The organism is Mesorhizobium sp. M8A.F.Ca.ET.218.01.1.1, assembly GCF_004791165.1.
In the GTDB taxonomy this organism is placed as follows: Bacteria; Pseudomonadota; Alphaproteobacteria; order Rhizobiales; family Rhizobiaceae; genus Mesorhizobium.
On record NZ_SRUZ01000002.1, the window covers coordinates 487113 to 500271 of the forward strand.

Genomic DNA, 13159 nt, shown 5'->3' on the forward strand with positions numbered 1-13159 from the left:
GGACACATGAACGCAAGTGACTATCTGCAACGCAGCACGCTCTATCGGAAGCTGATCCACGGGCCATATGGCGAGTTTGCACGCGTTTATGCGGGCAGATTGTCGGACGAAGGCTTCGGTCGGCAATGCACCTGGCGATCGCTAAGCCGATTTCGTGAGCTGAGAGACTGGCATGTCGGTAACGGGCACGATCTCCGGGATTTGAGCGAAGTTCATGTCGAGCGGTTTCTGGAGCACCGTTCCAAACACTGGAGCATCGATTCGGGCGACCGATCGGCGCTTCGGCGCTTGCTTGCCGCGTTACGGCAAGACGGTTTGATACCAACCGCCCTTCCGATTGAGCGCACGGAGTACGAGCAGATTGTTGATGTGTTCGCGGCTTACCTCACGAATGAGAAAGGGCTCGCCGACTCGACGGTGGAAGGCCACAAGCTGCTCTCACGCCGATTTCTGCAGGAGGTCTGTCCGGCTGGCGCAGATGGGTTTGCGGCGCTCACCCCGGAGATCGTCATCGGTTATGTCGAGCGACATGCTCTCGATGGCTCCGCCGACAGCGGCAAGGCGATGTGCGGGGTGGTGCGCGCCTTCCTGCGCTATTTGCATCTGAAGGGCTTCATTTCGGTGGCCTTGGCCGATTGTGTGCCGTCGATCCGTCGCTGGCGGCTTGCTGGCCTACCAACCTTCCTGTCACCACAGAAGGTTCAGGTGGTTCTCGATCGCCTGCGATCGGACCACGGCAATGGGGCTTCGCGACTATGCGGTTTTGATGGCGCTGGCCAAGCTGGGCTTGCGCGCCAGCGAGGTTGCCGCGCTCAGTCTTGATGATATCGATTGGCAGTCGGGCAGTGTCCTCGTCCATGGCAAGGGACGGCGGCAAGCGATGATGCCGCTACGCCACGACGTCGGTGCGGCTATCGTCGCCTACATCCGGCATGGGCGACCGGCTTCACCGTGTCGCCGGTTATTTCTACGAATGCTTGCTCCGCACGTCGGCTTTGCCTCAGGCTGTGCCATCATGATGATCGCGAAGGAGGCCCTCGAGCGGGCGGGTATTCACGGCTATGCGCACCACGGCGCGCACCTCTTCCGCCACAGCCTTGCGACCGACCTGCTGCGGTCGGGGGCCAGCTTTGCCGAGATCGGCCAGTTGGTTCGTCACCGGAGCATCGACAGCACAGGAATCTATGCCAAGCTCGACATCGAGAAGCTGCGCGAACTGAGCCTGCCCTGGCCGGGAGGTATCCAATGAGCCGGCTTCGAACAGCGCTCGAGCGCTATGTGGGCATGCGCCAGGGATTGGGATACAAGTATCATGGCCCCGCTCGACGGTTGTCGGATTTCGTCACCTTCATGGAGGCTCGCGGCGCCGAGACCATCACCACGGGCTGGCAATGAAGTGGGTGACGTTGATCGGCCGACAACCGAGTTGGTCCATCCGCCTGACCGATGTGCGCTGCTTCGCTCAGCACCTCGCTCATTTCGATCCCCTGACGGAAGTGCCACCTCAAGACGCTGTGTCGCCGGCGCGGCGGGCCAAGCCCTACATCTATACCGATGCTGAGATCACGGCGCTTTTGGCGGCGGCACTGTCGCTGCCGCCGGCCAACGCCCTGCGTCGCTGGACATATCATTGTCTGTTCGGATTGATAGCGGTCGCCGGGCTACGCCATTTCGAAGCGCTCGACCTGCGCCGGGACGACGTCGATCTGGACCAAGGTATCCTCACCATTCGAGAGACGAAGTTCGGCAAGTCGCGGCTGGTCCCGCTCCATGCCACGACGGTCGCCGTGCTGTCGGACTATGCCGCGCGACGCGACGCGCATCTCGTCGCGCCTTGTAGCCCCTATTTCTTTGTCGCCGAGCAGGACGGCAGATTGCTGCACCAATACGTGCACCGGGTGTTCTGGCAGCTGTCGCGTAGATCGGCCTGCGGCAGCGGGGGCAGCGCAATGGTCCGCGGGTTCACGATCTTCGTCACCATTTCGCCGTCCAGGCCCTGACCAACTGGTATCGCGCGGGCGAAGATGTCGAGCGGGAACTGCCGGTCCTCTCGACCTTTCTCGGCCACGCCAATGTTCGCGACACCTACTGGTATCTATCCGCCGCGCCGGAGCTAATGACCCATGCCGCGCGACTGCTGGATAAGCGGTGGGAGGCTCGCTCATGAGTGCCCCGAATGATCTGGCCGTGCTGATCGAGCGGTGGTTCACCGATCGGCTCATGCGACATCAAGGCGTAAGCTCCAACACCATCGCCTCCTATCGCGACACCTTCCGGCTCCTGTTTGCATTCGCGCAGACACGCCTTGGCAGGTCTCCGTCACAGTTGACACTGCGGGATTTGGACGCGCCTTTCATCGGCGCATTCCTGGAAGACCTCGAGACACTGCGATCCGCCTCAGTAAGGACCAGTAATCTCCGCCTCACGGCCATTCGGTCTTTCTTCAGATATGCATCGTTCGAGGAGCCGGCCCATAGCGCCCAGATTCAACGCGTGCTCGCGATCACGAGCAAGCGATGCGACAAGCGACAGCTTCAGTTTCTCACCAGCCCGAGATTGAAGCGATCCTGGCCTGTCCGGATCGCAGCACATGGCTGGGACGGCGTGATTACACTCTGCTGTTGCTGGCCGCGCAAACGGGGTTGCGGGTCTCGGAGATCATCGATCTCGACCGGGACTCGGTGATGCTGGGGCACGGTGCCCACGTGCGACGCCTTGGCAAGGGCCGCAAGGAGCGAAGTACGCCGCTCACCAAGGTTGCACAGCAAGCCCTTCGGGGCTGGCTCAACGAGCCCAGGAAGCGGGGCGCAACGGCTCTCTTTCCGAACACGCACGGCGGCAAAACTGAGCGCCGACGGCGTGCAGGCGCTGCTGAACAAATATGTCGCCAAGGCTCGCGAACACTGCGTCACCCTCCGCTCGAAGCGGGTGTCGCCCCATGTTTTGAGGCACAGCGCTGCCATGCAGCTGCTGCAGGCGGGCATCGATTGTTCGGTCATCGCCTTATGGCTGGGCCATGAGGCGATGGAAACGACGCTGACCTATATTCACGCATATCTTGAGCTGAAGGAATCCGCACTTGCCAAGCTGAAGCCATACGAACGCGCAAAGGCGGAACGATTTCGGCCAAACGACCAGCTTCTTGAGCTCCTGAACGCCCTTTGAGCATGAGAACTATGCCGAGTGTCAACGACGGGTTCTTGGTCGAAACGGCGGGCAAAGCGCATCATACCGCCATGATCGGACGAGGCGCTCGGCATAGTTCGCCGGTCGGCATAAACCTGCTTATGCCGCGCGCGGCATAAGCAGGTTTCGATCAGCGAAGCGATCGTTGCCCAGTGCTCGGCGCCGCCGTCCGAGCCGGCGAAGAGCGCATGGCGCGCTCGACGACGTTGGAGTCGATCTCGATCGTACCGTTGTCGAGGAATCGTGTCAGATCTTGCCAGCGCGAGAGCGCATAGCGGATAGCTTCCGCCAGCCTTGGTCCTCTGGCTGATAAGAGTGAGTTGCTGCCTAAGCCACGGCTCAAGGGCATTGATGACGGGACGGCTTCTCTCCTGCCGGACCGCGCGGCGTTCGTCGGCGGAACGACCGCGGATATCGCTCTCAACGTGGTAGAGTTGGGCGATGCGGGCGAGCGCCTCCGTCGCGATCGGCGCGGGGCCGGACTGCGCGAGCTCATAGAAGCGGCGACGCACATGCGACCAGCAAAAGGCCAAGCTCACGGCGTTGCGTTCGGCCAATGCCTTGTAACCCGCGATCCGTCGACCTGCAGGGTTCCGACAAAGCTCTGAAGATGCCGGATCGGCTGTTCGGCCTTGCGGTCCGGAGCGTAGAGATAGGCGACGCCGGGTAGGTCCATTCCGCCCCAAGCTCGGTCGCAGTGGTCTCGTCCGCCAAGAGCTTGTCTGAAGCCTTCAGCCGCTCGAACAGCCGCTCATGCACAGGGCGAAGCAGGAAGCTGCCTTGCCCGGGGAAGGTGGTCGGCATACTTCGACACCAGAACATGAGCCACCGTGGCCTCTGTAGGAATGCCGCCTTCGACAAGACGTGCCGGCGTAAGAAGCCGTACCCGCTCCGCAGTCGCGGAGCGACAAGGAGAGTGTGTGCCGACAGCGTGACTTGATCGCGTCTGTGGCGCTGGTGATGTGTCCACAACAAGCTCCGACTGCGTCAGCATGGGGGTAGCTGCTTGCAGCCCCCTCCATCGGACAAAGGAGCTTGTGATGACCCAACTTCGCCAGCGCATGAGCGAGGACATGCAGGTGCGCAACTTCGCGCTCAACACCCAGCTGTCGTATCTCCAACAGGTGTCGCTGTTCGCCCGCCATTTCGGCAAGTCGCCGGACTTGCTCGGGCGCGAGGACATTCGGACCTATCAGGTTTATCTGACCAACGAGAAGAAGCTGTCGCCCGGTTCGATCCACCCAGCAATTGCGGCGCTGCGCTTTCTATACAGTGTGACGCTCGAGAGGGACTGGGCGCCTGAAGAGGTCCTGCCGCTTCCCAAGAAGCCGCAGAAGCTGCCGATCATCCTCAGTGCCGAGGAAGTTCAGCGGTTCCTCGGCTGCGTCCTCGACGTCAAACACCACGCATCCTGACCACTTGCTATGCCGCCGGCTTGCGCATCTCGGAAGCGGTTCAGCTAAAGCCCACGGGCATCGACAGCCAGAGAATGGTCATCCGCGTCGAGCAGGGCAAAGGCCAGAAGGACCGCTACGTGATGCTGTCGCCCAAGCTGCTGGAGATCCTGCGTGACTATTGGAAGCTGCGGCGGCCAAAGGCGTGGCTCTTCCCCGGCGATCGTGCCGGCCAGCCGATCACCAGGGGTGCGGTGGGACAGGCCTGCGCGAAAGCGTGCGACCTCTCCGGCTTGTCCAAACCGGTCACGCCGCACAGTTTGCGGCACGCCTTCGCCGTCCATCTGTTGGAGGCCGGCGCCGACGTGCGCACCATTCAACTGCTGCTCGGTCACCGCAGCCTCGCGACCACCGCCCATTACCTGCGGATTGCCACCAACAAGGTCTGCGCCACATCGAGCCCCTTCGAGCTCTTACCGCGTCCGGCGCCCACCGTGCCGCCGGCCGCCCAGCCTCAGTACTTCTGAGCTCGCGCCGATGGACCGCTCGGGGCCGGAAGTGGCGGATATCTTCCGCCGCTAAGCGAAGCCTATCGCGAGCAGCATGACGCGTCGCTGTCGACCGCCCAGCGCCGCGTCATGACGGCGATCGAACTGTGCCGGACCGCCGCGCTCGGCGGGCATGTCGAAGCATGCGATCAATGCGGCCACCGGCGCATCGCCTTCAACAGCTGCCGCGACAGGCATTGCCCCGCTGCCAATCGCTGGCTCGCGCAAATGGCTGGAGGACCGTCGCGCCGAGCTCCTCGACACGCAATACTTTTACGTCGTCTTCACGCTGCCCGGCGACATTGCCGCCATCGCCTATCACAACAAGGCGCTCGTCTACGGCCTGCTCTTCCGTGCCGCCGCCGAGACCCTGCGCACCATCGCCGCCGATTCCAAGCACCTGGGCGCCGAGATCGGCTTCTTCGCCGTGCTGCACAGCTGGGGCCAGAACCTGCTTCATCATCCGCATCTGCACTGCGTCGTCGCCGGCGGCGGCCTGTCTGCCGACGGTCGTCGGTGGATCGCCTGCAAGCCCGGCTTCTTCTTGCCGGTCCGGGTGCTCTCACGCCTGTTCCGACGATTGTTTCTGGAGCACCTGGAGAAAGCCTTCGACGCCGGGCAGTTGCAGTTTTTCTCTGGCCTGCAGCACCTGAGCGAGCGCGACGCCTTCCGGCGCTATTTGGCGCCGCTACGAAAGGCTGAGTGGGTCGTCTTTGCCAAACCGCCCTTCGCCGGACCTGCCCAGGTGCTCGACTATGTCGGCCGCTATACGCACCGCGTCGCCACCTCCAACAACCGTCTCGTCGACATCGAGGACAACGCTGTTCGTTTCCGCTGGAAGGACTATCGGCACGGCAATCGGCAAAAGGTCATGACCGTCGCGTCCGACGAGTTCATTCGCCGCTTCTTGGTGCACGTCCTGCCCGAGGGCTTCCATCGCATCCGCTACTACGGCTTTCTCGGCAATCGCTACCGCGCGCAAAAGCTCGCCCACTGCCGCGACCTGCTCGGCATGCCGGTTCCAGAGCCGTCGGATGGCTCATCCGAAAGGGATTACCGCGAGCGCTATGAGGATCTCACCGGTCATTCCCTCAGGCAATGCCCCGCCTATCGTCAAGGCCAGATGATCATCGTCGGTATCTTCGACGGCGCCACTGGACCCCCGCCATACTGGGACACCTCATGAAAGAACCGCTCCGCTTTCGCAATCACCGCATCGCACGAGCCGTTCGGCCGGAAACCGAGTCGGTCCCGCGAAGCTGCGCGCCGTCACCCCCGGCTGCCTTTGCCGGGCAAGGCGCGACGCCGGTCCTCACTTTGCCGAACCCATATCCGTGCCGCTTTCGGCGCACAACGCGACCCCTTGCGATAGCCGCGCCACGACCGCATCCGCGCGCACGCCACGCCTGTTCATAGGCATGGCCTCAATTGAACGCCCATAGCCGCCACCCGTGCCGGCGGCTTAGTCCAACACGTTTTTAGCTCACCGTCGCGATCCACCTCAGCGCGCTTTCGCCACCCGCCTTTCTGCGCGACGCCAAGCTAAAAAACGCTCTGCATTATGTGGCGCGCCACATAACCGTTCTCCGGCGCGGTCTACGTCTTCCGGGCGAAGCGCGCCGACCGGATCAAGCTCGTCTACTTCGACGGCACCGGCGTGTGCCTGCTGGCTGTCCAGCAGGTCGCCAATCACCTTGAATCCTAATTCAGCCGTTGCAACAAAGCCGTCAGCATTCACTTCGCCAGCACGCTGACAAGTGCTGCGGCCCGACTTCGATAGCCGGCGGCTCCTCTTCCCGGCAGCGGTCGAATGCCAGCGGGCAGCGAGGATGGAACCTGCAGCCCCTCGGCACGCGGGCGGCGCTTGGAACCTCCCCTTGCAGGGCCGGCAGCTTGCCGCGATCTGCGTTGCCGCCAATCTGCGGCGTCGCGTTGCGCAAGGCGACGGTATACGGATGGCGGGGGTTGAATGTGATCTCGTCGGCGCTGCCGATCTCGACCAATTTTCCAAGATACAAGACTGCTATCCGGTCGGCGATCGACCAGGCGAGCGGAAGATCGTGGGTGATGAATAGCAGCGCCATATTGTGCTTGTCGCGCAGGTCAACCAGGACCTGAAGAATCTGCGCGCGTATCGAGACATCAAGCATCGAGACAGGTTCATCAGCAACGATGAGCTCCGGCCTGACGGCAAGCGCTCCAGCAATCACGACCCGCTGGCGCTGCCCGCCAGACAGTTCGTGCGGGAAGCGGGCGAAGAAATCACCGGGAGGGTTGAGGCCGGCCGCTGCAAGCGCTTCACTCACCCGGTCGGCGAGTTGACTGGCGTTGTCGACCAGTCGCAGTGACCGCAATGGCTCCGCCACGACATCGAACACGGTGTGCCGCGGGTTAAGCGCCTGATAAGCGTCCTGGAAGATCATCTGCACGCGATGCCGGTAAGGACGCAGGGCTGAAGAGCCACGCACCGAGGTCATATCCTCGCCCTCGAACAACAACCTGCCGCCTGTTGGCTGGGCAAGCTTGGTAATGACGCGGCCTACCGTCGTCTTACCGCTTCCCGATTCTCCGACTAAGGCGACGATCTCACCCCGTCCGATGTTGAGGTCAATCCCATCCACCGCGCGTACGGCGCCCGCAGGTCGGCCCAGGACACGGTCGAACAGCCCGCCCTGGATAGGAAAATGGACCTGCATGCTCTCAAGACGCAGTATATCGGCGGTGTCAGGCATGGACTGCAACCTTGTCTTCTTGCGAGGACCGGTGAAGGTGACAGGCCACACGTCCCTGTCCGCACTCATCGAAACTAGGGACTTCGGTCACGCAAACCGCCATGGCCGACGGGCAACGCGGATGGAAGGCGCAGCCCGATGGCCGATTCATCAAGTTGGGGGGATCGCCGGGTATTGGCCGAATAATCCGTTTGCCGCTCGCCGGGTTCGGGATCGAGTCGATCAGCAGTCTGGTGTAGGGGTGCTTGGGCTGGGCGAAGATATCGGCGACAGTGCCGTCCTCGACGATGCGACCCGCGTACATGATCATCACGCGGTCACAAGCCTCAGCCACCACGGAAAGATCGTGGGTGATCAAAATGAGGGCAAGGTTAAGTCGCGATCGCAACTCACCCAGCAGCTTCAGGATCTGAGCTTGAGTGATGACGTCGAGCGCCGTGGTCGGCTCATCGCCAATGACGATCGAGGGGCGACATGCCAGCGCCATGGCAATCATCACCCTTTGACGCATACCCCCCGACAATTCGTGCGGATAGGCGCTTCCGCGATCCGCCGGAATGCCGACAAGCTCGAGCAGTTCTCTTGCCCGCGCGGTCGCCTCGCCACGCGACATGCCGAGCTTCAGCATGCATGGCTCGGCTATTTGTTTGAGGATGCGGTGAACAGGATTAAGCGCATTCATCGCGCCCTGGAAGACAACGGACGTTTCACTCCAACGATGTGGCCGCATCGCCGCATCGTCATCGATCGGCAGTCGCTTCCCGCGATATCGTACCTCGCCCTCGTTGACCCGCGCGTTGGGTGAAAGCAGACTCGCGATCGCCATTGCAGTCGTAGTCTTCCCGCTGCCCGATTCACCGACGAGGCCAACCGCCTCTCCGGCCCGCAGCGCGAAGCTCACGCGGTCGATCGCACGCGATGAAACGCCCTTGAGCCCATAATCGACAGAGAGCCTGTCGACCTCCAGAAGCGGTACGTTGTCCTGGGACGAGTTTGTCATGGGATCACCCTGCGCCGTGGGTTAAAGGTGTCGTCGAGGGCATTGCCGATCAGGACGAAGCTAAGCGAAACCGTAAGGACGCATACTCCTGGGGCACCAAGGTCCCACCAGGCTCCGGCGCTAGCGGCTCCAGCGCGTTGAGCGAGCGCAAGCAAAGTGCCCCATGAAGGCTGCAACGGATCGCCTAGCCCGAGGAACGAGAGCGATGTCTCGACATAGATTGCGCCGGCGACGACCAGCGCGCCGTTGGCCGCGATTTGCGGCAGCAGGTTGGGCAGGATGTGCTTTACCATGATGACGATATTGCTGCTGCCCACAACCCGCGCGCGATCAACGAATGTTCGCTCCTTAAGCGACAGCGTTTGGCTGCGAACGATCCGTGCAACAAAAGCCCAGCTCGTCATTCCGATAACGACAATGATCACGAAAAGAGAAGGACGAAAGCCTAGGATGTCTCCCCCGCGCCCCATCACCTCGAGCACCACGGGTGTGATGACCAGTGCCAGCACGAAGGACGGCATGACGAAAAAGAAATCCGTCAGGCGCATCAGCCATACGTCAACCCTGCCACCGTAGTAGCCAGCGGTGATACCAACCGAAGTGCCGACGACGAGGCTGATGACGGTCGCCAGCAGCGCGATCGTGAGCGAGATCCGGGCACCATGGACGACCAGATTGAGCACGTCCCGCCCCACCTCGTCCGTCCCCAGCAGATGCTCGCCTGATGGGGGAACGAGGAAATCGCCCGTTGCGTTGATTGCAGTTTGGAGCGGTCCCACAAGGGTATTTGGGGCGGCAGCCAGCACAAGAAAGAAGACCAGACATACGAGGCCCGCCTGAGCACCGCCGTGGCCAAGAAATTGACACAGAAAGCTTTTTATCGCTCGCGTCCGGCCTCGCGGGGAATATCGAACTGTACTTTCGCTCATTGGCGGACTCGCGGGTCAAGAAGGCCATAGGCGAGATCGGCTACGAGGTTTGCAACAACGATCGACGCACCAAGCAACAGGAATATGCCTTGAAGGACAGGGTAGTCGCGTGCATTCAGCGCTTCCACGGTCAGCCCTCCGATGCCCGGCCAGGCGAATACGGCTTCGACGGTGATGGCACCGGCGACCACGTAGCCAAGATTAAGGGCAATCAGGGTTACGACCGGCAGCATTGCATTGCGAAATGCATGACGCATTAGCATCTGACCGTTGGTCAGCCCCTTGGCCCGCGCGGTTACCATGTAGTCCTCGGTGACAACGTCACTCATCGCGGCACGTGCGACTACAACGTACTGGCCGATCAGCCCAAGCGCCACCGCAGCGACCGGCAGCGCGAGATGCCGCAAGTAATCGAGCAACCAATCAAGGGAACCGCTGACAGCGCCAGGCGAATGTGCACCATAGCCCGGCAACCAACCCAATGCCGTGCTGAAGATCACAACCAGGAGCATGCCCAGCCAGAACGCCGGCGTAGAATAGAGCGCCAGTGAAGTGCCGGTGGTGATATGGTCGATGGCTCCTCCTCTGCGCCAACCCGCATAAAGGCCAAGCATGACACCGCATAGGATGGCGATGACCTGGGCTAGACCGACTAGGGCGACGGTGGCTGGCAAGCGCTCCAAAATCAGGTCAGCGACACGCCTACCCCTGAACTTAAAGCTGTAGCCCAGATCACCTTGCATAGTTGCCGACAAGTAGTCGACCACCTGATCAGGGAACATCGGCCGGTCAAGGCCCCAGCTTTGGCGCTGTGCCTCAATCTGCTCAGGGGTCACGCTGATGCGTGCCCCACCAAGCAGAAGCGACGAAGGATCGCCCGGGATGACTCTGAATAGGATAAAATTCAGAATCGCCACCATCAGAAGTGTCATGGCCGCCCTTATCAGGATAAGCCCGAGATGCCGGCTTGCCCGGCCTCCTTGTCCACGACCCACTTTAGGCCGACCTCAAGCGATCAAAAGGATAATAACTCCACAGTGATATGTCCTCCCCCCATCCCTCAAAGCAATCCTTGCGATAGGCTTCGAGCAAGAAGGGGTAACACAACGTTATATAAGGCGCTTCGGTGTAAACCAGCCGTGCGGCCTGATCTACCAGCTCCTGGCCCTTCTTTAGGTCCAAGGTGACCTCGACCTCCGACAAGATCGCGTCGAACTTTTCATTACTCCAGAACGCTCTGTTTGCGTGAGCCCCGCTGCTAAATCCACGCAGCAGATCATCGGGGGTAGGTGACGGCCAAGCTGCGGCGACGAGTAGATCCCAGCCGCCGCTATCCGCTGACGTTTCAGTACGGGCGCTCAACGCGCCGGCTTCGAGTTGGGTTACTGATACGGGAATTCCGATTTGCCCGAGCCAGCCAGCAATAAGCTGCACGGCCGCCATTGGAATCTCAAGCTTGCCCGAGACGGTGCCAGTAATGAGCTCAAGCTGGAATCTTTTTCCGTCCTTGTCCTCTCGAATTCCGTCGCCATTCGAGTCTAGATATCCTGCATCATCAAGCCGGCGACCGGCTTCGGCCAAATCGAAATGGCGCCTAACGTCGTTCAGATCAGAGTAGTAGTCAGCTGCGGATGGCGGCACCAGTCCAACACCGGGCTCGGCGAGCCCGCGGAAGGCTCGATCGACAATAGCCTTCTGGTCAATTGCGTAGCCAATCGCATCACGAAACGCCGGGTCCTGAAGGGCCTTGCTACTGCCGGCTCCCTTACCGGACGCGGTGTTAAAGGCAAGATAATTTACCTGCTCACACCGCGTTTCCACGACTTTGATTGCAGGATTCTTGGAAAGGTCAGCCGACTGCGCCGCCGTCAGACTGATACCAAAATCGAGGCTGCCGCTCTTCAGACCTTGAGCAATAGGATCGGCTGTATTGAAGAAGCTCATGATCATGCCGGCCGTAGATGGCCTGCCCGAACGGAAGTGCGGGTTTGGCGTGAAGCGGACGAACTGGCCCTGCTGAAATTCCTGAACAATCAACGGCCCCGTTCCCACCAGCGGCGGATCATTGCGGAAGGTGCTGCGTGCATCCGCATAGCTGACGTCCTTCCAAATGTGTTGAGGGACGATCATAGTAAAATTATCAATCGGCCATCGAGTGGGGGTCTTAGTCACGATTCGAAGCGTCTCGTCGTCGATGGCCGTGATGGACTCGACTTTCTGCATGTCAGCAGTGCTGTTTTCGCCGACATTGAGTTCGTCGGGCTTGCCGATGGACCCGAGCAGGTAGTTGTAGGTAAATGCAGCGTCCCTAGCCGTGGCAGGCTGGCCGTCCGACCACTTCATACCTGGCCAAATCTTAAAGGTCCACGTGAGGTTGTCGTCAGCAACCGACCACTCTTTGGCAAATCCTCGTCGGTCGGGGTGGCGCTGGGCATCCACGCAGACCAGAAAATCATATGTGCAGACCAATGGCTGCCAGGAGGCCCATGACGCAAATGGGTTCATCGTGTCGGGGGACAAGATTCCGCCAAACCGGACGACATGATCGTCGCATGAAGACGAAGCGAAGACCTTAGTGCTCAACATCCAAGGCGCCGCCGACATCGCTAGCATTGCCTTCATGACTACTCGACGACTAGATATGTACGTGTTCATTCTTACCTCCACCACCCCATGACACGGGCATCCCAGCCTACACTGTTGATGTCGTAGCCTTTGTCCTATTACTGGGTTGCGGCCTCGGAATTGGCAAACATAGAAACGATATCGCAACCATCTAGAATCTAGATGATAGTTGGCATCCGTGTTCGATGACGGCCGAGGCAAGCCGGTAGAATGGTCTAGGGCCGGATTATGTTGAATCCGCTTGAAATCGCGAATGGGCGTGCCGCCAATCTCTATGCTTTGGCATTGCCTGCCAAAAGCATTGGCGCCCGTTGGAGCTGATGCCGATTCTGTCGCGAGTTCAGAGTTCTTGGCGCGATCGTTTTGGTGCCTGATGACACCATTGAGGACCTCTCCATCTCCGCAAGTCCGATCCTGCCGCTCCACGTCCGACCAGCTCATCTGGCTCGTCGTAGTCGAGCGCGCCGGACCCAATACTCCAGATGCCGCGTGGCCATGTCGTCGGGAGTTCAGGTGTCTTTGACAGGGTAAAAGCCAAAAACCAGCCGACCGCAATCACCCGCGCGTTGCCGTTCGCATCGCTAGCACCTGCGGGCAATATCAGCGCGCGCCTGCTCAAGGGCGAACAGAGCTTTTCCAAGCTCGGGCCCTCGCGCCGCAGGAACAGCCACACCGCTCGTGCGAGGCTTTGACCCCGCGCGCTGCCAACTCGTCCTTCAGTCGATGCAGCGCGTCAGTTCAGAAC

Annotated in this window: 8 protein-coding genes and 5 pseudogenes; 6 read left to right on the forward strand and 7 right to left on the reverse strand. The window is 60.9% G+C overall.

The features are described 5' to 3' along the window. The first annotated feature begins 6 nt into the window (after positions 1–6). The 4 genes and pseudogenes from EN861_RS08760 to EN861_RS08770 all read left to right on the forward strand — a co-directional run bounded on the left by EN861_RS08760 (position 7) and on the right by EN861_RS08770 (position 3165). Complete coding sequence (locus EN861_RS08760; protein ID WP_245501511.1) at positions 7–822, forward strand: hypothetical protein; 816 nt, start codon at positions 7–9, stop codon at positions 820–822. After that, positions 767–1249 (forward strand): tyrosine-type recombinase/integrase, encoded by a 483-nt coding sequence (locus tag EN861_RS36135; RefSeq protein WP_245512011.1) that lies wholly within the window; start codon positions 767–769, stop codon positions 1247–1249. The genes EN861_RS08760 and EN861_RS36135 overlap by 56 nt, the downstream gene beginning before the upstream one ends. Further along, positions 1246–2167: pseudogene (locus EN861_RS08765) on the forward strand (tyrosine-type recombinase/integrase). The gene EN861_RS36135 and the pseudogene EN861_RS08765 overlap by 4 nt, the downstream one beginning before the upstream one ends. Then, positions 2164–3165: pseudogene (locus EN861_RS08770) on the forward strand (tyrosine-type recombinase/integrase). The pseudogenes EN861_RS08765 and EN861_RS08770 overlap by 4 nt, the downstream one beginning before the upstream one ends. Positions 3166–3305: 140 nt before the next feature. Here the strand turns inward: EN861_RS08770 and EN861_RS08775 are convergent. Then, positions 3306–4057: pseudogene (locus EN861_RS08775) on the reverse strand (IS66 family transposase); the annotation flags it as partial. 169 nt (positions 4058–4226) lie between these two features. Between EN861_RS08775 and EN861_RS36625 the strand changes: the two are divergent. Together EN861_RS36625 and EN861_RS08785 are read left to right on the forward strand one after the other, a co-directional pair. Beyond that, positions 4227–5107, forward strand: a pseudogene (locus tag EN861_RS36625) (tyrosine-type recombinase/integrase). A 10-nt stretch (positions 5108–5117) separates the two neighbouring features. After that, positions 5118–6314 (forward strand): annotated as a pseudogene (locus EN861_RS08785) (IS91 family transposase). Between the two features lie 315 nt (positions 6315–6629). On the opposite strand, the gene EN861_RS36150 reads toward EN861_RS08785, so the two are convergent. From EN861_RS36150 to EN861_RS08815, 6 genes are all read right to left on the reverse strand, one after another. Beyond that, positions 6630–6866 (reverse strand): hypothetical protein, encoded by a 237-nt coding sequence (locus tag EN861_RS36150; RefSeq protein ID WP_245501483.1) that lies wholly within the window; start codon positions 6864–6866, stop codon positions 6630–6632. Further along, a complete protein-coding gene (locus EN861_RS08795) occupies positions 6856–7860 on the reverse strand; it encodes an ABC transporter ATP-binding protein (protein WP_128314743.1) in 1005 nt (334 codons plus the stop codon). The genes EN861_RS36150 and EN861_RS08795 overlap by 11 nt, the downstream gene beginning before the upstream one ends. After that, entirely contained in the window at positions 7853–8860 is a 1008-nt protein-coding gene (locus EN861_RS08800; RefSeq protein WP_128314744.1) for an ABC transporter ATP-binding protein, read from the reverse strand. Before EN861_RS08800 ends, EN861_RS08795 begins: the two co-directional genes overlap by 8 nt. Further along, positions 8857–9789, reverse strand: coding sequence for an ABC transporter permease (locus EN861_RS08805; protein ID WP_128314745.1), 933 nt, complete (start codon positions 9787–9789; stop codon positions 8857–8859). Before EN861_RS08805 ends, EN861_RS08800 begins: the two co-directional genes overlap by 4 nt. Beyond that, positions 9786–10721: an ABC transporter permease gene (locus EN861_RS08810; protein ID WP_128314746.1), complete on the reverse strand. Its 936-nt coding sequence runs from the start codon at positions 10719–10721 to the stop codon at positions 9786–9788. Before EN861_RS08810 ends, EN861_RS08805 begins: the two co-directional genes overlap by 4 nt. A 64-nt stretch (positions 10722–10785) precedes the next feature. Next, the gene (locus EN861_RS08815) at positions 10786–12444 is read right to left on the reverse strand and encodes an ABC transporter substrate-binding protein (RefSeq protein ID WP_245512012.1); all 1659 of its coding nucleotides are present in this window, start codon (positions 12442–12444) and stop codon (positions 10786–10788) included. Positions 12445–13159 lie beyond the last annotated feature (715 nt).

What these genes read in the sequence shown, in the direction of transcription:
- EN861_RS08760 (WP_245501511.1), top strand. Translation starts at nt 7, where the DNA reads ATGAACGCAAGTGACTATCTGCAACGCAGCACGCTCTATCGGAAGCTG.
- EN861_RS36135 (WP_245512011.1), top strand. Translation starts at nt 767, where the DNA reads ATGGCGCTGGCCAAGCTGGGCTTGCGCGCCAGCGAGGTTGCCGCGCTC.
- EN861_RS08795 (WP_128314743.1), bottom strand. Translation starts at nt 7,860, where the DNA reads ATGCCTGACACCGCCGATATACTGCGTCTTGAGAGCATGCAGGTCCAT.
- EN861_RS08800 (WP_128314744.1), bottom strand. Translation starts at nt 8,860, where the DNA reads ATGACAAACTCGTCCCAGGACAACGTACCGCTTCTGGAGGTCGACAGG.
- EN861_RS08805 (WP_128314745.1), bottom strand. Translation starts at nt 9,789, where the DNA reads ATGAGCGAAAGTACAGTTCGATATTCCCCGCGAGGCCGGACGCGAGCG.
- EN861_RS08810 (WP_128314746.1), bottom strand. Translation starts at nt 10,721, where the DNA reads ATGACACTTCTGATGGTGGCGATTCTGAATTTTATCCTATTCAGAGTC.
- EN861_RS08815 (WP_245512012.1), bottom strand. Translation starts at nt 12,444, where the DNA reads ATGAACACGTACATATCTAGTCGTCGAGTAGTCATGAAGGCAATGCTA.